This is a genomic window from Halomonas sp. HNIBRBA4712 (genome assembly GCF_043558675.1).
In the GTDB taxonomy this organism is placed as follows: Bacteria; Pseudomonadota; Gammaproteobacteria; order Pseudomonadales; family Halomonadaceae; genus Vreelandella.
In genome coordinates this window covers 182,695-203,912 of sequence record NZ_JBIFXR010000003.1, presented here as the reverse complement: position 1 = coordinate 203,912, position 21,218 = coordinate 182,695, and the positions used below count along the sequence as shown (strand labels likewise).

Below are 21,218 nucleotides of genomic sequence, written 5' to 3'. Positions count from 1 at the left end.
GGTCATCTTTCACCGGCCCCCGGTCGTCTGGTAAGGCGCCGGGGTTGGAGTGTCTGATTGCGTCATCCGTGTTGGTCGATCGAACGCTTTGCCCGCTCTTTTCTTGAAAAATCTTTCATATTCCGCATGGCAGGATCGGGCAGCCATGGCTCGCTTGCACCGGTGACTTATTCATTATTCGGCATCTCTACGCCGCTTTAGCTGAACATTTGAAATATGCTTGACCATAAATCGACGGTGACTTTTTTTAGTCCTGCTGTTATTTCCTCTCGAGAGGGCGGAATATTTATGAGCTTTTATTTTAATTTCATATATTTGAGCGGTAGCCTAAAGTATTAGTCTGATAGAAGCCCAAATCCATTGACTCTTCAAGCCTTAAGGTACTTAATTCATATGTACATCACATGATCTTTTGTAAAAGTGTGGTTGCTGGCCGCCGCACTACGAGGAGTCGGTTATGAACAACAACAGCCAATACCCAAAACTACCATCGACCATGCGTGCGGTTGTAGCCTACGCCCCCGGTGATTATCGCCTTGAAGAGGTCGCCGTGCCCGAGGCGGGCGAAGGTGAGGTACTGATCAAGGTTGAAGCATGCGGTATCTGCGCTGGAGATCTAAAGGCATACGAAGGAGCGCCCAGTTTTTGGGGTGATGAAACTCAACCGGCTTACATAAAAGCGCCAATGGTTCCGGGGCACGAGTTCATCGGTCATGTGGTAGCGCTCGGCGAAGGTGTGACCGAGTTCGCTATTGGCGAGCGCATCATCTCCGAACAAATTGTGCCCTGCTGGAACTGCCGGTTTTGCAACCGTGGCCAGTACTGGATGTGTGAAAAGCACGACGTTTACGGTTTTCAAAATAACGTTAACGGCGGTATGGCCGATTATATGGTTTTCCCCAAAGAGGCGATCAACCACTCGTTGCCAAGCGACATTCCCATGGAGAAGGCAGTGCTCGTCGAGCCCTACGCATGTTCACTGCATGCGGTTAAGCGCGCCCAGATTGAACTTGGCGATGTGGTCGTATTGTCCGGTGCGGGTACGTTAGGGCTCGGCATGATCGGCGCGATCAAGAAATCCGGGCCGGCCAAACTGGTGGTGCTGGATCTTAACGAAAAGCGCCTGGCGCTTGCCAAGGAGTTCGGGGCGGACATCGTGTTAAACCCTGCCGAAGTCGACGTGGTCGAGTATGTGAAAAGTATCACCGATGGTTACGGCTGCGATATCTATATCGAGGCGACGGGTGCGGTTCAGTCGGTGCAGCAAGGCCTTTATATGATTCGTAAACTTGGCCGATTCGTCGAGTTTAGCGTTTTCAAGGAACCGGTGACGGTGGATTGGAGCATTATCAGCGATCGCAAGGAGTTGGATGTACTGGGTGCTCACTTGGGGCCTTATTGCTATCCATTGGTGATCGAAGGCATTGGTAACGGTGACTTTCCGACCGATCATGTAGTGACGCACACGTTACCCCTGGAGAAGTTTCACGAGGGGCTGGAGTTGATGCGCAACGAGCCCGACGCATTAAAAGTGGTGCTGATTCCCGGGGCTTGATAGTAGGTCCACCTTCATTTTGATAGCTACAGCTCACAATAAGCAGCTACTGACTATCATCGATAACGCTAACCGGGGTAGTTATGTCGGCGACATCCAATTCCGTACCCGATACCAGGCGTATCAAACTCTACGCGGTGAGTATTTTCGCCGTCGTGCTTCTGATGCTGATGGCCCTGGATACCAAAGTAGTCACGCTCTCCGAACTCGAAAGCGAAGTTGGATTTTCCCCGGAGCAGTTTGCCCAGGATAGCTTTTCCGATATTCGCGAGTATATCGAAGCCAACGCCGTCGAGGCGTCGATTCTGGCGCACGAAGCGCTTCAAAGTCCGGGGGATGCGGGCGAGCAGTACGGTATTGCCTCGGGCATCGGTCATGTTATCCCGGTCTCTGTGACGGGCACGGCCATCGAGCAACAGGCCGGTATTTACACCTTGGAGGTGGAGGGCGTCTCGGACGAGGTGGTCGTGCGTGTCCAGATGGGGCCGGCCATCAACGGTACGGTGCTACGCGATACGACTGGCAACATTCAATTCAGTGATTTCACCAATCAGATTGAATATCAGGATGCCGGAGCCGCCCTGAACGAGGAGATGAAGCGCCAAGTGCTTACCGGCGTCTCCACGCAGGACTTGATTGGTCAAACGCTCAGCATTACTGGATCTTTCAACATGATCAATCCGCAAAACTGGTTGATCACGCCCGTTAACGTCGTGGTCGATGAGTAAGGAGGGGATATGAGTGACAATCAAACCTCAGTCATGGAGAGGGCGCTCCCCGAGGTGATCCTGTCGGCACGCCACGTCGAGAAGCGTTTCGGCGCCGTACAAGCGCTCAAGGAAGTGAACTTCGATATTCACCGGGGCCAGGTAACGACGCTTTTCGGGGAAAACGGCGCGGGCAAGTCTACATTAATGAAGATTCTTTCCGGCGTTATACCTCAAAGCGCCGGCGAGATCGTACTGGAAAACGAGACGGTGCGTTTTTCGTCGCCCGCGGACGCCGAGGAGCTGGGCATCACGATCATTCATCAGGAGCTTAGTTTGGCTCCCAATTTGAACGTGCGCGATAACATCTTCATGGGTCGCGAGCTCACCAAAGGAGTCGGTAGCGTCGACTATGAAGAGCAGGCGCGCCAGACGCGCCTGCTAATGCAGGAGCTGGATGAGCCCATCGACCCCCTTACCCTCGTGGAGGATTTGCGCGTAGGTCAGCAGCAAATCGTCGAGATCGCGCGCGCCTTGTCCAAGAACTCTCGTATTCTCATCATGGATGAGCCCACCTCTGCCTTGAGCGCCACCGAAGTTGAGACACTGTTCAAGGTGGTCAGAGACCTCAAGGGCAAGGGAGTGTCGATCGTCTATATCTCTCATCATCTCGAGGAGGCGCTTCAGATCACCGATCACGCGGTGGTTCTGCGCGATGGCGTCATGACGGCTTATGCACCGCGTGACCAAATCGATCTCCAGTGGATCGTACGGCACATGGTGGGAGAAAGCTTTGACCTTGGGTCGCCACCGACCGGCTATGAGCTGGGCGAGCCGGCGCTCTCCATTCAGGGGCTTTACCTAAACGACGATGCCACCGGCCGTTACGTTATCGATGACGTATCGCTCGATGTCCGTGCCGGCGAGATCGTGTGCATTTATGGCTTGATGGGCGCCGGCAGAACGGAGCTTCTCGAATGCCTGGCCGGAAGAGGTCGGCCAAGCCGGGGAGCGATTCTGCTTCAAACCAACGACATCGCGCATTTGAACATCGCTCAGCGTATCGAGCGCGGCCTGGTGCTTGTGCCCGAGGACCGTCAACGTGATGGACTGGTACCGACCATGAGCGTGGGAGGCAATCTCTCTCTTGCCAGTATCGATGCGTTCACTCGTCAAGGGTTGACGTCATCGAGGCTCGAAGACGCCATGATCGACTCGGCGATAAGCCGGGTTCACATTAAAACCGACGGTGGCAAGGCGGGAATAGGCTCCTTGTCCGGTGGTAATCAACAAAAAGTCGTCATCGGCAAGATGCTCGCCACCAACCCCAGAGTGTGCATGCTCGACGAGCCAAGCCGCGGTATCGATATTGGCGCCAAGGCGGAAGTGTTCAAACTGCTCAGCGAAGGGGCACGCCAGGGGCTCGCGGTCATGTTCACCACCTCCGAGGTTAGCGAGTGTTTGAGTATTCCGCACCGCGTGGTGGTGATGAACAAGGGGAAGATCGTCGCGGAGTTTGGCCCGGGCGTGACGAAAGACGAAATCATGGCCGCCTCCGGCGAGTCATTCGCCGCATGATTATTCATTCCAGGGGTATTTAGTATGTCTGATCACAACAATAACGGTTCGCGGGTTCAAAAGCGCGATATTGATATCACCAGGATATTGCTGGAGGGCCGCGCTTTTTTTGCGCTGATTGCCATCATCATCGTTTTTTCAATCCTGTCGCCCGTGTATTTTTCGATGGGTAATTTTTTGACCATGTCCTCCCACGTGGCGGTGTTCGGCTTGCTGGGAATTGGCATGTTATTCGTCATTTTGACCGGCGGTATCGATTTGTCGGTGGGCTCGACCCTGGCGCTTTGCGGCGTGTTCGCCGGATTGTTGATGGGCGGTGTGGAAATTCAGGCACTGGATTTGGTGTTTTTCCCGCCGGTATGGGTGGTGGTGGTACTGACCTGCCTGCTGGGCGCGCTGGTCGGCAGCATCAACGGTGTGTTGGTGGCTTACTTCAAGGTGCCCGCGTTCGTGGCCACTCTGGGCATGCTTTACGTGGCGCGCGGTGCGGCGCTATTGCTGACCGATGGGCTGACCTTCAATAACTTGAGCGGTGACCCGGCGCTGGGTAATACCGGGTTCGAGTGGCTCGGGTTCAACAGACTCATGGGCATTCCTGTCGGCGTATTGATCCTCTTGGCCGTGGCCGTTGTTTGCATGCTGGCACTGGGACGCACGCCTTTCGGTCGCTGGATCTACTCAACCGGCGGCAATGCGCGCGCCGCCGAGCTCTCTGGTGTGCCGGTGAGGCGCGTCACGCTCTCGGTCTATGTCATCTCCGGGGTGTGTGCCGCCATAGCGGGTATCGTACTGGCCTCGCAGTTGACCTCCGCCGGCCCTACGGCGGGTACCACCTACGAGTTGACCGCTATCGCCGCCGTTGTCATTGGAGGAGCGTCACTGATGGGCGGGCGAGGTTCGGTAAGAAACACGCTGCTCGGCGCCTTCGTCATTGGCTTTTTGGCCGATGGGTTGGTCATTATCGGTGTATCTGCCTACTGGCAAATGGTCTTCACGGGCAGCGTCATCGTTTTCGCCGTCATGCTGAATAACGTCCAGTACAGGGTGAAGCGCAAGCCCACCGAGCCCGCGCAAGAAAAGCTCGTGGAAACCACCAGGAGTTCTAGCGCAACGGCCACTTGAATGGCCATGCCTGGAAGTATGGCCTCAAGAGGCCGATCACCAATGCTCTAACAAAGATAACGATGGAGTCGTAAAGATGTTTTCAATCAAGAAGAAACTGGCCTTAACCGCCATCGCCGGGGCCTCCATGATGCTGAGCGGCGTGACGGCCGCCCAGGAGAAGGGGCTCATCTCCATTATCGTGAACGACATGTCCAACCCTTACTGGCAAACAGAGGGTACGATCGCCGAGCGCACCGCTCGGGAGCTTGGCTATGAGGCGAACGTGAGCTCGCACGTTGGAGATACCAATACCGAGAGTAACCAGGTCGATACCGCCATCACCAACGGCGCGGACGCTATCATCCTCGACCCGGCCAATGCCGATGGCTCTATCGGCGCCGTTCGTCGCGCCGTCGATGCAGGCATTCCCGTATTTATTATCAATGCGGAGATCAATCAGCAGGGGCTTGCACAGGCGCAGCTGGTATCGAACAACGCGCAAGGTGCCGCTCTTGGGGCTCAGGAGTGGGCGAGGCAGCTAGGCGGCGAGGGCTCGTATATAGAATTACAGGGGCCGCCCTCCGACAATAACGCGGCCACCCGCTCCAACGGTTTTGACACCGTGCTTAGCCAGTACCCCGACCTGACGTTAGCAGCGTCCGATATCGCCAATTGGGACCGCACCGAAGGGCGCAATAAGATGCAAAGCATGTTGCGCTCCAATCCCGATATCCGCGGTGTGATCAGCGGTAACGACGAAATGGCGCTGGGCGCTATCGTGGCTTTGAAGCAGGAGGGCTTGCTGGATGACGTTCTCGTCGGCGGATTCGATGGTTCTCCCGACGCGGTGGATGCGGTGCGTGCCGGCGAGCTGGCCTATACGGTGCTGCAGCCGGTTGCAGTGTTTGCGCAAGCCTCCGTCGAAATCGCTGACCGATACATCGAGACGGGTGAGACGGGTCTCGATAGTGAAAAACAGCTTTATGACTGCATTCTCATCACGCCCGATAACGTTGATGCATACATCTCACCGTTCGTGCTCGAAGGGTAAAAAACGCCGCAGAGCTTCATCAGGCCGGCCAGCTCCCAAGCTGGCCGGCTTTTCTTATGTGTGGAGAGTCTCATGATATTCAACTACGGCTCCATCAATATCGACCATACCTACCGCGTGAGCCATCTCGTGCAGCCGGGTGAAACCTTAACCAGTGATGACTACAGCGTCAGGTTGGGAGGAAAGGGGGCCAATCAGTCGTTGGCGGTGGCCCGCGCGAATGGACTGATAAGCCACTGGGGATGCATATCGTGCCACGATAGCTGGATCATCGAGACGTTGAAAAGCGAGGGCGTCGATACACGTGGCGTGGCGTTAACGCAGGATCCCAGTGGGCATACAGTGATTCAGGTAGATGAAAAAGGAGAAAATGCCATCGTGCTCTACCCCGGCGCGAACGCCTGTTTCGATGAGGCGCGTATCGTCGCCTTGCTTTCGATGACGCGGCCGGGCGACATGCTGCTCATTCAAAACGAGTGTAGCGGCCTTGAGCGCATTATCCCGATGGCGGTGAGCCACGGCTGTCGCGTCGCCTTCAATCCCGCGCCCATGGGAGCGAACGTCAAGGAGCTGGCGCTCGACCAGTGTGAACTCCTCTTTTTCAATCGTGTGGAAGCGGCTTCGCTGCTCGGTATGCCCATCGAGTCAAGCGCCCGGGATCTACTGAGGCGTTTGCACCATGTATTGGGTCAAGTCGATGTCGTGCTGACCCTGGGTGGGGAGGGGGCGTGGTATCAGTGCGCCACCGAAACTCATTTCCAAGCTGCGCTGAAGGTAGAGGTCAAGGATACAACAGCGGCGGGCGACACTTTTATTGGCTACTTTCTCGCCGCTCGCCAAGCGGGGGCCTTGCCACGCCAGTGCTTGAGAAAAGCCACTGCCGCCGCCGCCCTAACGGTTCAAAGGTATGGTTCTTCGGCCAGCATACCGGCCCACGAAGAGGTGGAAGAGCTGCTCCAACAAATAGGCGCGTTCTAAACATATTCTCTGCCCCCTTGGCGATGACTCGATTATGATAGGCTTTGTTCTTATTTAGCCGCTTAACGATTGGCGTTGATCGTGCCCTGGCCAGAGAATTTTAGTGAAGCACGTACCAAGTAAACACACGATCATGGGGTTTTTGACCTCACTTGGTCTTGGCGCGGTGGGTGGGGCGGTGTTTCAACTGACCGGCTTGCCGCTTGCCTGGATGCTGGGCCCCTTGATTGCCAATCTGCTGCTCTCCTCCAACGGCGTGCACGTGGTGGTGCCCGAGCGGGTGCGTAGCGTTTTTCTGGCGGTGATGGGGCTGGTGTTGGGCAGCCAGGTGACGCCGCAGCTGGCTCATCGCGTAGGCGACTGGCCGGTCTCGGCGGTGCTTTTACTGTTGGGCGTGGCGGCTTCGACGGCCGTCGCCGCCGCCTGGTATCGCCGCTGTGGCTTCGATTCGACCAGCGCCTGGTTCAGCGCCGCGCCAGGGGCGATGACTGCGATGATTTTGCTTGGCGATCAGTGCGGGGGCGACCCGCGGCGTATCGCCGTTGCCCAGTCGCTTCGCGTGGTGCTGGTGATACTCTTCTTGCCTGCGTTTTTCTGGCTCGTTAGCGGCGACGGGCCCAGCGCCGAGCCGCCCGACACCGTGCTGTCAGATGGCTGGATGCTTTTACTGATCCCTCTCGTGCTGCCTCTGGGGCGCTGGCTGCGCGTGCCCAGTGCCGCGCTGCTGGCGCCGCTTTTGGTCGCTGCGGCGCTTTCGGGGTTCGATATCGCAAGCCTTACGCTACCGGAGTGGGGCATGAATCTCATGCTTTGGGTGCTGGGCAGCGCCATCGGTTCGCGCTTCAAGGGCCTGAGCGGGCGCCAGCTCTCGCGCTACATGTGGCAGTCCGGTGTGGCCACGCTGCTTGCACTCGCGGTGTTGGCGCTATTTGCCGAACTGATCCACCAGTTTCTGGGCGTGGGGCGCGATGTCGCGATTCTGGCACTGGCGCCCGGCGGTATTGGTGAAATCGCCATTCTGGCGGTCGCGCTCGAGATCGACCCGGTGTTCGTCGCCTTTCATCATCTGCTGCGCATGATCACGCTGATGATCGTGGCACCGTTCTGGGCGCGCTATCTCGCCGGTCGTCGCTAACGCGGTTCAGCCCACTTTTCCACCACCTTTTTAACCACGGGTTTCAAGGACCTTCCATGCTCGCTCGCTCGATGAAATCGATCTTTCACTATTTCGAAAGTCGCGTGAATCCCTACCCGGAAGGGCGGGTCGAAACGCCGCCCAGGGGGCTCTTGCCCTTCATCTGGCACTTCTCGAAGCCGATCTGGCCGCTGTTGCTGGCGATGTCGCTGGTCACCGGCGCGGTTTCTGCCGCCGAGGTGTTCTTTTTCAGCTACATGGGGGAGCTTGTCGACTGGCTCGGCGAGGCCGAGCGCGCGGGCTTTTGGGCGCAAAACGGCGCCTGGCTCGCCGGGGCGGGGCTTCTGGTGATCGTTGGGCTGCCGCTTTTGGTGCTGTTGCAGTCGCTGATCACCCACCAGAGCATTTTCGGCAACTACCCGATGATCGGGCGCTGGCTTTCGCATAGGCACATGCTGAGCCAAAGCCTGGCGTTCTATCAGGATGAGTTCGCTGGCCGCGTGTCGCAAAAGGTGATGCAGACCGCACTCGCCATCCGCGAAACCGTGACCAAGGTGATGGACCTGCTGGTCTACGCGCTGGTCTATTTTACCGGCGCGGCGTTTCTGCTCGGCCGCGCCGATCCGTGGCTTTTGCTCCCCTTGGGGCTTTGGCTCGTTGGCTACCTGGGCATCATGCGCTACTTCGTGCCGCGGCTTCGCGATGTCTCCATGGCTCAGGCGGATGCCCGCGCCGAGATGACCGGGCGGGTGGTGGATAGCTACAGCAACATTCAGACCATCAAGCTATTTGCCGATACGGTGCGCGAGCAGCATTACGCCAAGAGCGCGATGGAAGGATTTCTGACCACGGTGCACCGCCAGATGCGCCTTGTCACGGTGATGAGCGTGTGCCTGACGCTGCTCAATACGCTGCTGCTGGTGGGCATTGCCGCCATGGCGATCAGCGCCTGGTATTTCGAGGCGATTTCGCTCGGGGTGCTGGCGATTGCCATTGCACTGGTGATGCGCATACGCTTCATGTCCGACTGGATTTTGTGGGAAGTGGCCGGGCTTTTCGAGAACATCGGCACCGTGCAGGACGGCATGAACACCATCGCCCAGCCGCCGAGCATCAACGACGCCCCGAATGCGGCGGCGCTCACCGTGCCCAGCGGCGAGATCAAATTCGAGGCGCTCACTTTCCACTACACCCAGGCGAAGGGCGAGCACCGCACCGTGTTCGACGGCTTCGATCTGACCATCAAGCCCGGCGAGAAGATCGGCCTGATCGGCCGCTCCGGGGCGGGCAAGTCGACGCTTGCCAATCTGCTTTTGCGTTTTTATGACCTGCAGGGCGGGCGCATTCTGATCGACGGCCAGGACATCAGCCAGGTGACCCAGACCTCGCTTCGCCACCGCATCGGCATGGTCACCCAGGACACGTCACTTCTGCACCGCTCGCTTAGAGACAACATCCGCTACGGAAGCCCCGACGCCAGCGACGAGGACGTATGGGAGGCGGTGCGCCGGGCGCATGCCGATACCTTCCTCGCGGATCTGGTCGACCCCCACGGGCGGCGCGGGCTAGACGCCCACGTCGGCGAGCGCGGGGTCAAACTCTCCGGCGGGCAGCGCCAGCGTATCGCCATCGCTCGGGTGCTTTTGAAGAACGCGCCGATTCTGGTGCTCGACGAGGCGACCTCGGCGCTCGACTCCGAAGTCGAGGCGGCGATTCAGGAGCAGCTCGACGCGCTGATGGAGGGCAAGACCGTGATTGCCATCGCCCATCGGCTTTCGACGATCGCCATGCTCGATCGGCTGATCGTGGTCGACGGCGGCGAGATGGTCGAAAGCGGCACCCACCAGGAGCTGCTGGCGAAGGGCGGCATCTACGCCAACCTCTGGCAGCGTCAGTCCGGCGGCTTTTTGGGGCTCGACGTGTCGGATGGGGATTCGTCTGCTAACGTGACGTAGACGCAGTAGACCAGTTGATTAATGGATCAATCAGGAGGATTGAATGGCCAACCGTACCGTTACCCTGAAGGCCCCGGGCGGGCTCGACCAGCTCCAGGTGCAGGAGCGCGAAGACGCCGCCGCGCCAAACGCGGGCGAGATTCGCGTGCGCCTGCACGCAAGCTCGCTCAATTTTCACGACTACGCCGTGGTCGCAGGCATGATCCCGACCCATGATGGGCGCATCCCGATGTCCGACGGAGCCGGTGTGGTCGAAGCGGTGGGCGAGGGCGTCAGCGAGTTCGCGAAGGGCGACCGGGTCGTCTCGACCTTCTTCCCCGCTTGGCTGGAAGGCCCGGCTCGGGTCGGCGATTTTCGCACCACCCCTGGCGACGGCGTCGACGGCTACGCCCGCGAGCAGGTCACCCGCCCGGCCACCTGGTTCACTCACCAGCCTGACGGCTACAGCCACGCGGAGTCCGCCACGCTTACCACCGCAGGGCTGACCGCCTGGCGGGCGCTGGTGGTGGATGGCAAGTTAAAGGCCGGCGACACCGTGCTGGTGCTGGGCACCGGCGGGGTCTCGATCTTCGCGCTGCAGTTCGCCCGGATGATGGGCGCGCGCGTGATTGCCACGTCTTCTTCCAACGAGAAGCTCGAAAAGCTCAAGGCGCTTGGCGCCGAGCACGTTATCAACTACCGAGAGACGCCGGAGTGGGGCAAGAAGGTCAAGGAGCTGACCGGGGGTGAAGGGGTGGATCACATCGTCGAAGTGGGCGGGCCGAAAACGCTGCCCCAATCCATCGACGCGGTGAAGATCGGCGGGCACTTGGCGCTGATCGGTATTCTGACCGGCCGCGAAGGCGATATCCCGACCGCCAAACTGATGGCCAAGCAGGCCACGCTCAAGGGGCTGATCGTCGGCAGCCGGCGCGACCAGCTCGAGATGATCCGCGCTATCGAAACACGCGATGTGCGCCCGGTCATCGACCGCGAGTTCGATCTGGCCGAGATCGCCGATGCGTTTCGTCATCAGGAGTCGGGCAAGCACTTTGGCAAGATCTGCCTGACATTCTGATTTATTCGAGCCAAAAAACGCCGCACGCTCGAAAGCGTGCGGCGATAGCTGAAATAATCGGATGACCCCGGCGAGCGCCGGGGTTTTGGCGTCAAGCGCGCTGCTTGACCGGCTCGCTGATGCGGCTGTACACCACGCCCTTGACCTCGAGCTCCTGGATTTCCTGATAGGGGTGAATCACGCCCTCGATGTCGCCCAGGTCACCCGCAGTGTTCTTGATCAGCGCTTCGGGAATCACCCGGACGCCCTTGGTGCCTGCGTGCTGGATGCGCGCGCTGAAGCGATTGCCGTCGTGCTCGATCAACACGCGCTCGCCAGCGATGCACTTGCTCAGTTTTTCGTGAAGCTCACTCTCATTAACCGGAACAACGCTCATTGCGACCTCCCGTTTTGCACTCGCTCACGTTTGCCCTGAATACGCTAACGGCCTCATTGAAGACCGGGGTATTCGAGGCAGGGGTGAGCTTTCAAGTTACACCCTTACTGCGACTATTTCCTGGCCGGTAAGTTCGAAGCGCCGTCGCTTGGCTCGCATCGTGCTACGCTTGAGCGTCCATACAATCACTTGAGAAGCTACATGGCCAAGCGTTTCGCCGATGCCGCGCCCGGATGCTGGGAGGTCGTCGAACTGGAGGCGTTTTCTACCCCGAAGAAGACTCGCCAATCCCGGCGCCAGCGCTATCTGAATGCGATCAGGATCTGGCTGAACGGCAAGCGCGATGCCGAGCGCCAGGCGATGGAGGAGAAGTCGCTTCGCAAGCTGCCGGAACTGCGCCTTGCTCATCTTGTGCCGCCGATCGACTGGCGCCGTGCCGCCGCGCCCTTGAACGAGGCGATCACGCGCGGCCACGCCGACGAACCCGTGGTGTTTTTCATCACCCCGCCTCACGGCGGCCACGCAAGCATCGTGCGCGAGTGGGCGCGCACTCAAGCGGTGGCTGTGTGCGAGGCGCCTAACAGCGACGCGCTGCTCGAAGGGAGGAGTGACTGGATCGCGGCCTTCGACGGGAAACCCCGCTGGGCGCTGCCCGATCTGGAGCACTGCTTTCTGCGCAACCGCGACGGCGTTCAGGGCGTGCGTGCCTTTCTCCAGGCCGCGCTGACCGGCCAGCTTGGCCAGGGCGTGATCGGCTGCGATAGCTGGAGCTACGCCTACCTCAAGCACCTGGTGGGCCTGGACAGCGTACCCACCCTGACCCTGCAGGCCCTGGAGGGGGACCAGCTAGCTGCGTATTTTCTTCGCCAGGACCAGCACGGGCTAACGGTCTACAGCACGCGCACCGGCAAACCGCTAATCGGCAGTGAACACCGCGCCGAAAGTGAGTTGGAGGAGCTGGCCGCCTACTGCCGCGGGCATCTGGGCGTTGCCTGGCACTACTGGCGCGAGCGGCTTCGCGAGCCCGCCCCGGACATCGATGAAAAGGCGAAGCGCGACGATAAGCTCTGGCTGGTCGATGCGCTCAACGACGCCGAACTCACCAGCGACACCGGCGATGTCGCCGTGCTGACGCTACATTCGCTGTTGATCCATGGTGGCCTCGACGACCAGGCGCTTTGCAAGGTGCTGCCGTTCTCCGATTACGAGACGCTGAATGCCCGGCTGACGCTTGCCCGACTCAAGGTGGTGGATCAGTTTGATCAGCGCTGGCAGGTGACGCCCTTGAGCTATACCAGCGTGCGCGAGCTTCTCGCCTCGCGTAACTATCTGGTCGACCCGCTCTAACGGGGTTTCGATTCAACCGGCGCCGCGAGCGGCGCCTTCAGGAGAGCCCATGGACGAGCGCAGCGACTACGCCAAGCTGTTCAACGATATCGGCACCCCCGAGGTCATAACGGTGGCGGCGATCGTGCTGGCCACGCTTTTGTTGATCGTACTCAGCCAGCGCGGGCTCAACTGGCTGGCCAATCGGCTTCACGGGCAGCTGCGTTTTCGCGTCTTTGCGCTGGTGCCGCTGACCAGGCTTTTGATTCTGATCGCGGCGATCGTGTTGATCGTGCCGATCATCATCGAGCCGTCGCTGCGTAACATGGTGACGCTGTTCGGCGCGCTGGGGCTCGCAATCGGGTTCGCGCTGAAGGATTACGTGAGTAGCTTGATCGCCGGCGTGGTATCGGCGGTGGAGCTTCCCTACCGGCCCGGTGACTGGGTGAAGATCGAGGACACCTACGGCGAGGTCAAGCACGTGGGCATGCGCACGGTGCATATCCAGACCCCGGACGACGACCTGGTCGCCATGCCGCATCTCAAGCTGTGGGATACGCCGGTGTACAACGCCAACAACGGCGGGCCCACGCTTCAGTGCGTAGCGAGTTTCTATCTCTACGTGGAAGATGCGTCGGGCTGGGTGCGCGAGGCGCTCAAGGATGTGGCGCTGACCAGCGCGTATTTGAAGTTCGACGCGCCGATCATCATCGTCGCCGAAGAGAAGCCCTGGGGGACGCACTACCGCATTCGCGCTTATCCAGTCGATCCGCGCCAGCAGTTTCTGTTCATCACCGATTTGACCGTGCGCGGCAAGAAGGTGCTCAGCGAAGGCGGGGTCACTTCGGCGCTACTGCCGCCGGATACCGCGCTGGACGCTGGCGGAGAAGTGGCGGGAGCGTCGAGCTCGCCGCGCGGTTAGCGCGCGGCGTGGCCTGAGCTTACGCAGACTCCGGCAGCTCGGCGCTGTGGAAGACGTTCTGCACGTCGTCCAGGTCGTTGAGCATGTCGAGAAATTTCTCGAACATCACCGCGTCGTCGCCTTCCACCGGGGTGGTGGTCTGAGGCAGGAACTGGATCTCGTCGGCGTCGAAGTCGATCTCGCCGAAGGCATCGATCAGCGCCTGCTTGGCCCTGGCGTACTCGGTGTGCGGGGCGAAAACGGTGATCTGCTCCTCCTCCTGTTCGATGTCGGTGACATCGACATCGGCTTCCATCAGCGCTTCGAGCACCGCTTCCTCTTCCTTGCCCTTGAAGGCGAAGATCGCGCAGTGGTCGAACATATGGCTGACGCTTCCGGGGGTGCCGATCTTGCTTTTGGTCTTGGTGAAGCAGCCGCGCACGTCGCCGAAGGTGCGGTTGGGGTTATCGGTCAGGCAGTCCACGATCACCATCGCGTTGCCGGGGCCGAAGCCTTCGTAGCGGGCGGTGGAGAAGTCCTCGCCGCCGGCGCCGGAGGCCTTGTCCAGCGCCTTGTCGATCACGTGCGAGGGTACCTGGTCCTTTTTCGCCCGCTCCATCAAACCGCGCAGCGCCAGATTGCCGTTGGGGTCGGTGCCGCCGGACTTGGCGACGACATAGATCTCGCGCCCGTACTTGCTGTACACCTTGGTTTTTGCCGCGGCCGTCTTGGCCATCGATTCCTTACGGTTTTGAAACGCCCTACCCATATCAACGTCCTTTCATCGCCTAAAGCTGCCTGAACGTCAGGCGCCTGTTCATCCGGTTTATGCCCATCGAAGGGAAAAATTTTACCCAACAGCGTAACATGCGAACAGCGTTATTTAAGGATGCGCGAGGGCGGGTTGCGTTCGTGTGCGTGGCCCGCAGGCTCCATCAATAAAACGAAAAGGGAACGCAATGCCGCTATCACTTTGGCTGTCGTTGGCCGCCATTTGCGCCATGGGGGCGATGTCGCCGGGGCCGAGCCTGGCCCTTGTACTGCGTCATACGCTCGGCGGGGGGCGCCTTTGCGGGGTCACCGCGGCGCTGACCCACGCGATGGGTGTAGGTATCTACGCGCTGCTCACGGTGCTGGGGCTGGGTGCGCTGATCATTCAGTACCCCCAGGCGTTTCAATGGGTCACCTGGCTGGGGGCGGCGTACCTGGCCTGGCTTGGGGTGAAGGCGCTGCGCGCGGGGCGCGCCGGAGTGCTGTCACCGGCGCACGTGGCGACCACTCAAGCCCAGGCCGCGCGGGAAGGGCTCACGGTCGCGCTGGTCAACCCCAAGCTGATTCTGTTTTTCGTCGCGCTTTTGAGCCAGTTCGTCAGCCCCGACATGGGCCTTGGCGCCAAGCTGATCATCGTGATGACAGCGGTGGTGATCGACGGCGGATGGTATCTGATCGTGGCGCTGGGGCTTTCACACTCTTCCGTACTGCCCTGGCTTCAACGCCACTCGCACTGGATCAATCGCATCACCGGCGTTATTTTGTTGGCGCTGGCACTACGCGTGGCCGCAGGCCCGCTCATCTGACGGCGCGCCCCGAGCGGGCCGTCATGCCACCCATTCAAGACATTCAGCGGGGCTTTCAATGACCATTTTCGAGCAGGACTGCTATACCCACCAGGGCGACCCTTTCAACCTGCGCGCGTTGAAAGGGCAGGTGCTCTTGGTGGTGAACGTGGCCAGCCAGTGCGGCTTTACCCCGCAGCTCGAGGAGCTCGAAAGCCTTTATACCCGCTATCGCGACCGGGGTTTCACCGTGCTGGGGTTTCCCTGCAACCAGTTTGGCCGCCAGTCGCCGGAGAGCGCCGAGGCCTTCTGCCGCTTCGGCGAGCAGCGCTTTGGGGTGCATTTTCCGCTGATGGAGAAGGTCAAGGTCAACGGCCCCGACGCGCATCCGCTGTTCACCGCGCTCAAGGGCCAGGCGCCGGGGGTGCTGGGCACCCGGGCAATCAAGTGGAACTTCACCAAGTTTCTGGTCGGCCGCGACGGCGAGGTGATCGCCCGCTTCGGGCCCAGAGAGCACGGCGTTACGCTTCGCAAGGCGGTAGAGGCAGCGCTGGACAAGTAGGCCGATTGAGACCGTCGACAGGCAGGGTTAGACCTCGCCGCGTGCGACCATCAGCCGGTTCATCAGCGCCCCCCAACGGTGGCGTACCATCATGGTGGTGAGCCCCGAGAAAAGCGCCCAGCCCTTGCGCCGCCAGCCTTTCAAACGCAGGTTGTGAGAAACCAGCTGCTGCATCAGCTTGCGGTCGTCGAACGCCCGCCATTCGCTGGCAATGGAGAGCTGGTGGCGAGACATCACCGGTGCCAGCTCCAGTCGAAACAGCCACTCCAGCTCCTTTGGCGATAGCCCGTGGGCCTGAATCACCTCGATCATGTGGGCGTAGTCGCGCTCACCGGGCTCGCGGTCGAGCCAGAGCGGGGCCAGCGCCAGCCACACATCGCCGCGTTCATCGACTAACTGCTGTGCGTTCATCGGGTTTTCGTCACTCTTTTTGCCCGCCTCGAAACGGCGGTTGGCTAAACCTGAATATCCTGACGCGAAAGCCTGGCAACCTCAAGTGCGGACAGCGCCGCCCCGGGCCGCTAGAATAGGCACCAACGCGGCGGCTTAACGCTTGCGACGGCCATTTTTCGATAAGGAGATCCCTGTGATCATCAAGCCCAAAGTACGCGGTTTCATCTGCACCACCACCCACCCCAAGGGCTGCGAGCAGAACGTGCGCGAACAGATCGAAGCGACTCGCGCGCGCGGTCTGGATAAAAACAACGGGCCGAAGAAGGTGCTGGTGATCGGCGCTTCCAGCGGCTACGGCCTGGCCGCGCGCGTCACCGCAGCGTTTGGTTACGGCGCCGACACTCTGGGCGTGTTTTTCGAAAAGCCCGGTACCGAGAAAAAGCCCGGCACCGCCGGCTGGTACAACAGCGCGGCGTTCGACAAGTTCGCCAAAGAGGAAGGCCTCTACAGCAAGGCGATCAACGGCGACGCTTTCTCCCATGAGGCGCGTGAAAAAGCCATCGAGCTGATCAAACAGGACCTGGGCCAGGTGGATCTGGTGGTTTACTCGCTCGCCTCACCCGTGCGCAAACTGCCGGACTCCGGCGAGCTCAAGCGCTCGAGCCTGAAGCCGATCGGCGAGACCTACCGCGCCACGGCGATCGACACCAACAAGGACACCATCATCGAAGCCGAGGTCGAGCCCGCAACGCAAGAGGAGATCGACGACACCATCACCGTGATGGGCGGCGAGGATTGGGAACTCTGGATGAAGGCGCTGGATGAGGCCGGCGTGCTGGCACCGGGCGCGAAGAGCGTGGCGTTCAGCTACATCGGCACCGAGATCACCTGGCCGATCTACTGGCACGGGGCGCTTGGCAAGGCGAAAGAGGATCTGGATCGCGCCGCCACCGCCATCGACGACAAGCTGGGTGAAACCGGCGGCCAGGCGAACGTGGCGGTGCTCAAGTCCGTGGTCACCCAAGCCAGTGCGGCGATTCCGGTCATGCCGCTCTATATCGCCATGGTCTACCGGATCATGAAAGAGCAGGAGTTGCACGAAGGCACCATCGACCAGCTCAATCGTCTGTTCGGCGAGCGCCTCTACGCCGACAAGAGCGCCCAAAAGCTCGACGAGATGGGGCGTTTTCGCCTCGACGACTGGGAGCTTCGCGACGACGTGCAAAAGGCGTGTCAGGATCTGTGGCCAAACGTCACCAGCGACAACCTTTTCGAGATTACCGACTATGCTGGTTACAAGCATGAGTTCCTGAAACTGTTTGGCTTCGAGCGCCAGGACGTCGACTACGACGCCGAGGTCAACCCGGAGGTCGACTTCGACGTGGTCTCGCTCTAGCGCTCGGCGCTACCCTTGAGAGGCGGGCGCGCGAGCGCCCGCCCACGAGAGGCGACCATGGATACGCGCGAAAGCAGCACCCGCGAAGAGGAGAAAGAGCACGTGTTGGGCCAGCGCGACCCCGAACGCGAACCCCAACCGCCTGCCCACCGCCAGCCCGAAGCCCGGCGCTCCCCCCGCGGGCTTTACAAACTCCTGCCCATTATCGTTGCGGCGATTTCCGTGACGCTCGCTCTGATCATCATTGTCGGTATCGTTGGCGGCGAGTGACGCTTTGACCGCGCTTCCCGAGCGTTGAGCGCGCGGGCGCAAAAGAGTTTGCGCATCCTCGGTTTGCTCACTAGCTTCAATAGGGTCGACCCACAACAAGGAGATACCCCATGAAACGGACAGCATTGGCGGTTGCCATCGCCGCGATTTGCGCCGGCATGTCGTTCAACGCGTTGGCTCAGCAGGATGAGGCAACCAGCGGCGGCTCCAACGAGCAGCAGGAAACATCGGGGGCGGCGGCACAGGGCGCGCAGGGTGCACAAAGCCAGACCAGCACCGAAGATGACACCGACGGCAGCGACGTTCAGAGCGGCGACACCAGCGCCAGTACGGAGTCAGCGACCGACACCGAGAGCGATGCGGATAGCGCGACCACGGGCGGCGACGATGAAGCCGCAGGCCAGATGGACGGCGAGCAGGGCGCTACCGACAGCGACGCCATGAGCGACGACGAAAGCGACAGCGAAGGCCAGATGGCGCAGCCGATCGACTCCGACGACGCCACCTCCGAGGAGGCCACTTCTACCACCTCTGCCGAGGCCGTTTCGCCGGATGACGATGAAACCGCCGGTAACGCCGAGGGCGAGATGGAAAGCCAACCCATCAACTCGAGCGACGCCACCTCCGCCGATGCCATTCCCACGGATGACGACGAAACCAGCGCCGGCGACGAAGACGCCGAGGGCCAGATGGGCAGCGGTAACGAAGGCCGCACCACCAACGCGCTGGAAGACCCGGACAACCGCGAGCCCGACGAGAGCCTGGCCGAAAACGATACCCAGGGCGGTCTGATGTCGCTGACCATCGGCGATGTCGAGGGTATGACCGTGGTCAATCAGCAGGGCGAAGAGATCGGTGACGTGGATCGCGTCGTCGAGCACAACGACTCCGGCGATCTCTACGCGATCGTCTCCATCGGCGGCTTCTGGGGCTTCGGCGCCACCGACGTTGCGCTGGCGCTGCAGGAGATTACGCTGGAAGACGATCAGCTCGTCATGCAGACCACCTACGGTAGCGACGAGATCGAGTCCGCCACCGAAGAGTACAACGAAGACAACTACACCCAGGTCGACGGCACCATGCAGGTGGGCGAGCTGGCCAATCACCCGAATCGTAACCAGTAACGGCGTCGTACCCGCACCACGAGAAGGCAGGGCGTTCCCTGCCTTTTTTTTCGTACCCACACGTCGATACACCGCTTTACCCCGCGCCGCGCTGATTTAAAAGCCTCGATTGGTTAAAATGAGCGCTTCTCTTCAATTGGCGGTTTTTCATGGCGCACGCCCCGCACTCTTCACCGTCTTCGGCTTGCCAGCGCATTGGCGTGCTGCTGCTGCCCGGCTTTTCGCTCATGGCTCACGCCTGTTTGGTCGAGCCGCTGCTGCTCGCCAACCAGCAGCGCGGTCAGGGAAGCTACCAGATCGTGACGCTGGGGTTGGAGAAGGGGAGCGTACGCAGCGGCGCGGGGCCCCGTATCGAAACCGATTACGGGCTCGACCAGGTACAGGGCGATTTTGACGGAGTGTTCATCGCTGCGCCCTCGCCGCTGCCGTATCCGCTGCCGGCGCGGCTGGTGGGGTGGCTTGGCTCGCTTGGTACCCGCACGGTGCTCGGGGGGCTGGCCGGGGGGAGCGAAGTGCTGGCGCGCTGTGGTTTACTCGATGGCTACAGGGCAACGCTCGACCCGCCGCGGCTGGACGCGCTGGGCGGGGCCTATCCGAGCGTCACCTTCACCAGCGGGCCGTTTGAAATCGACCGCGACCGCATGAGCAGCGCTAGCGGCATTGCCACGCTCGAGCTGGCGCTGGCGCTGCTTCAACGCCGATGGGGCGAGGAGGCCGCACGCGCGGTCGGCAAGCAGTACGCCGGGTCGCGCCCTGGCTTTGAAGAACCTTCGCCGTGCGCGCACGCAAGCAAGCCAGGCCACGCTCCGCAAAGCCTCACTGAGGCGCTGGCGCTAATGGACGCCAACCTCGAGGAGCCGCTGTCGACTCAGGAACTCGCCGCGCACTTGGGTATTTCGCGCCGCCAGCTCGAGCGGCTCTACAAGAAGTACCTGCATACGGTGCCCAGCCGCTACTACCTGAATCTGCGCCTGCGTGAAGCGCAGCGGCGGCTGCGCGAAAGCGACCAGCCGATCGGCGAGATCGCGCTCGGCGTCGGGTTCTCGTCCGGGGCGCACTTCTCGACCGCCTATCGCAACCACTTCGGCCTTACGCCCCGCGAAGAGCGGCTGGTGCCCTGAGGCACAAAAAAGCCGCGGACGCGCCGCGGCTTTTGCAGGCATTTGGCATCAGGCCATGGTGTCGACGATGCCGCCCTCGACGCGCAGCGCCGCACCGGTGGTGGCGCTGGCCTGCTCGGAGGCGACGTAGACGCACAGATTCGCCACTTCCTCGGGCTCGGCGACGCGATGAATGATCGACGAAGGGCGGTTTTCATCGATGAACTGCGTCTCCGCCTCCTCCACCGAGATACCCTTTTCGCGGGCCATGTCTTCCATCATCTTCTTGACGCTGCGCGAGCGCGTCGGGCCGGGGAGGATGGCGTTGACGGTGACGCGGGTGCCGGACAGCGTCTTGGCCAGCCCGCGCGAGACGGCCTGAAGGGCGGCCTTGGTCATGCCGTAGTGCACCATCTCGGTGGGAATGTTCAGCGCCGACTCGCTGGAGATGAACTGAACGCGGCCCCAGTCGCGCTCGCGCATGCCCTTGGCGTAGTGGCGTGAAAGACGCACCGCGCTCATCACGTTGGTATCGAAAAAGCGCTGCCAGGTCTCGTCGTCGGTATCGAAGAAGCCGCTGGGCTCGAAAGTGCCGACGTTGTTGATCAGAATATCGGCCTCGGGCACGCGCTCGATCAGCGTCTGGCAGCCGTCGGCGCTGCTCAAGTCCGCCGCCACGCCAGTGGCGCTGGCGTTGTCGACTTCGCGGCTCAAGGAGTCGAGCGCCTGGTCCACGCTCTCCTTGCTGCGCCCGGTGATCACCACCCTGGCGCCAGCGGCGGCGAGCCCCTTGGCAATCGCGTAACCGATGCCGCCGGTCGAGCCCGTGATGACCGCACGCTTACCGCTCAAATCGATGTTCATGCTTCTCTCCCTGAGTGGATCTTGCCCTGAGTGAATATTGCCCTGAATGACGCTTGCTCTGAACACATCGTAGACAGCCTCGTCAGCCGGCTCCGTGTTAGCAGGCTAAGCACTAACGTCTACTACTATGGTCGCCAGCCACGGAAAATCAAGTCGGTAACGCCGCCGGGCGCGTGTCGTTGCTGGCGGTTTGAACGGGATTTTCGTAAGCCGGGGCGCCACTTTACGCA

At 60.9% G+C, this 21,218-nt stretch carries 21 protein-coding genes; 17 read left to right on the top strand and 4 right to left on the bottom strand.

Annotation, left to right across the window (positions count from 1 at the left end):
• Positions 1–457: 457 nt before the first annotated feature.
• The 9 genes from ACGK9R_RS08195 to ACGK9R_RS08155 all read left to right on the top strand — a co-directional run bounded on the left by ACGK9R_RS08195 (position 458) and on the right by ACGK9R_RS08155 (position 11,120).
• Positions 458–1,555, top strand: coding sequence for an alcohol dehydrogenase catalytic domain-containing protein (locus tag ACGK9R_RS08195; RefSeq protein WP_394580102.1), 1,098 nt, complete (start codon positions 458–460; stop codon positions 1,553–1,555).
• A gap of 83 nt (positions 1,556–1,638) precedes the next feature.
• Positions 1,639–2,283 carry a DUF2291 family protein gene (locus ACGK9R_RS08190; protein WP_394580100.1) on the top strand — a complete coding sequence of 215 codons (645 nt, stop codon included), beginning with the start codon at positions 1,639–1,641 and terminating at the stop codon, positions 2,281–2,283.
• Positions 2,284–2,292: 9 nt separating this feature from the next.
• On the top strand, positions 2,293–3,840 hold the full coding sequence (locus tag ACGK9R_RS08185) for a sugar ABC transporter ATP-binding protein (RefSeq protein WP_394580099.1): 1,548 nt from the start codon (positions 2,293–2,295) through the stop codon (positions 3,838–3,840).
• A gap of 24 nt (positions 3,841–3,864) precedes the next feature.
• Positions 3,865–4,962: an ABC transporter permease gene (locus ACGK9R_RS08180; RefSeq protein ID WP_394580097.1), complete on the top strand. Its 1,098-nt coding sequence runs from the start codon at positions 3,865–3,867 to the stop codon at positions 4,960–4,962.
• A 76-nt stretch (positions 4,963–5,038) separates the two neighbouring features.
• Positions 5,039–5,995, top strand: a complete 957-nt coding sequence (locus ACGK9R_RS08175) for a D-ribose ABC transporter substrate-binding protein (RefSeq protein WP_394580095.1) — start codon at positions 5,039–5,041, stop codon at positions 5,993–5,995.
• Positions 5,996–6,067: 72 nt separating this feature from the next.
• Entirely contained in the window at positions 6,068–6,973 is a 906-nt protein-coding gene (locus ACGK9R_RS08170) for a ribokinase (RefSeq protein WP_394580093.1), read from the top strand.
• 133 nt (positions 6,974–7,106) lie between these two features.
• Complete coding sequence (locus ACGK9R_RS08165) at positions 7,107–8,108, top strand: AbrB family transcriptional regulator (RefSeq protein WP_394580091.1); 1,002 nt, start codon at positions 7,107–7,109, stop codon at positions 8,106–8,108.
• A gap of 56 nt (positions 8,109–8,164) precedes the next feature.
• Positions 8,165–10,063, top strand: coding sequence for an ABC transporter ATP-binding protein (locus tag ACGK9R_RS08160; protein WP_394580089.1), 1,899 nt, complete (start codon positions 8,165–8,167; stop codon positions 10,061–10,063).
• A gap of 43 nt (positions 10,064–10,106) precedes the next feature.
• Positions 10,107–11,120 carry an NAD(P)-dependent alcohol dehydrogenase gene (locus ACGK9R_RS08155; protein WP_394580087.1) on the top strand — a complete coding sequence of 338 codons (1,014 nt, stop codon included), beginning with the start codon at positions 10,107–10,109 and terminating at the stop codon, positions 11,118–11,120.
• Between the two features lie 91 nt (positions 11,121–11,211).
• On the opposite strand, the gene ACGK9R_RS08150 is transcribed toward ACGK9R_RS08155, so the two are convergent.
• Complete coding sequence (locus ACGK9R_RS08150; RefSeq protein WP_394580085.1) at positions 11,212–11,496, bottom strand: hypothetical protein; 285 nt, start codon at positions 11,494–11,496, stop codon at positions 11,212–11,214.
• Positions 11,497–11,697: 201 nt separating this feature from the next.
• Between ACGK9R_RS08150 and ACGK9R_RS08145 the strand changes: the two genes are divergently transcribed.
• Positions 11,698–12,843 (top strand): hypothetical protein, encoded by a 1,146-nt coding sequence (locus ACGK9R_RS08145; RefSeq protein WP_394580083.1) that lies wholly within the window; start codon positions 11,698–11,700, stop codon positions 12,841–12,843.
• A 49-nt stretch (positions 12,844–12,892) separates the two neighbouring features.
• The gene (locus ACGK9R_RS08140; protein ID WP_394580081.1) at positions 12,893–13,744 is read left to right on the top strand and encodes a mechanosensitive ion channel family protein; all 852 of its coding nucleotides are present in this window, start codon (positions 12,893–12,895) and stop codon (positions 13,742–13,744) included.
• A 19-nt stretch (positions 13,745–13,763) separates the two neighbouring features.
• Here the strand turns inward: ACGK9R_RS08140 and ACGK9R_RS08135 are convergent, their stop codons facing one another.
• Positions 13,764–14,492, bottom strand: a complete 729-nt coding sequence (locus ACGK9R_RS08135) for a YebC/PmpR family DNA-binding transcriptional regulator (protein ID WP_394580080.1) — start codon at positions 14,490–14,492, stop codon at positions 13,764–13,766.
• A 190-nt stretch (positions 14,493–14,682) separates the two neighbouring features.
• Here ACGK9R_RS08135 and ACGK9R_RS08130 point away from each other — a divergent pair, with 190 nt between their 5' ends.
• A complete protein-coding gene (locus ACGK9R_RS08130; RefSeq protein ID WP_394580078.1) occupies positions 14,683–15,300 on the top strand; it encodes a LysE family translocator in 618 nt (205 codons plus the stop codon).
• Positions 15,301–15,358: 58 nt separating this feature from the next.
• Positions 15,359–15,841, top strand: coding sequence for a glutathione peroxidase (locus tag ACGK9R_RS08125; protein WP_394580076.1), 483 nt, complete (start codon positions 15,359–15,361; stop codon positions 15,839–15,841).
• A 27-nt stretch (positions 15,842–15,868) separates the two neighbouring features.
• On the opposite strand, the gene ACGK9R_RS08120 is transcribed toward ACGK9R_RS08125, so the two are convergent.
• Positions 15,869–16,252, bottom strand: a complete 384-nt coding sequence (locus ACGK9R_RS08120; RefSeq protein WP_394580074.1) for a hypothetical protein — start codon at positions 16,250–16,252, stop codon at positions 15,869–15,871.
• A gap of 175 nt (positions 16,253–16,427) precedes the next feature.
• Here ACGK9R_RS08120 and fabV point away from each other — a divergent pair, with 175 nt between their 5' ends.
• From fabV to ACGK9R_RS08100, 4 genes are all read left to right on the top strand, one after another.
• Positions 16,428–17,630: an enoyl-ACP reductase FabV gene (fabV, locus tag ACGK9R_RS08115; RefSeq protein WP_394580072.1), complete on the top strand. Its 1,203-nt coding sequence runs from the start codon at positions 16,428–16,430 to the stop codon at positions 17,628–17,630.
• Between the two features lie 57 nt (positions 17,631–17,687).
• On the top strand, positions 17,688–17,900 hold the full coding sequence (locus ACGK9R_RS08110; protein ID WP_394580070.1) for a hypothetical protein: 213 nt from the start codon (positions 17,688–17,690) through the stop codon (positions 17,898–17,900).
• Positions 17,901–18,010: 110 nt separating this feature from the next.
• Positions 18,011–19,024, top strand: coding sequence for a PRC-barrel domain-containing protein (locus ACGK9R_RS08105; RefSeq protein WP_394580068.1), 1,014 nt, complete (start codon positions 18,011–18,013; stop codon positions 19,022–19,024).
• Between the two features lie 149 nt (positions 19,025–19,173).
• The gene (locus ACGK9R_RS08100; protein ID WP_394580066.1) at positions 19,174–20,145 is read left to right on the top strand and encodes a GlxA family transcriptional regulator; all 972 of its coding nucleotides are present in this window, start codon (positions 19,174–19,176) and stop codon (positions 20,143–20,145) included.
• 48 nt (positions 20,146–20,193) lie between these two features.
• Here ACGK9R_RS08100 and ACGK9R_RS08095 read toward each other — a convergent pair whose 3' ends face one another.
• Entirely contained in the window at positions 20,194–20,988 is a 795-nt protein-coding gene (locus ACGK9R_RS08095; RefSeq protein WP_394580064.1) for an SDR family NAD(P)-dependent oxidoreductase, read from the bottom strand.
• Positions 20,989–21,218: the final 230 nt, after the last annotated feature.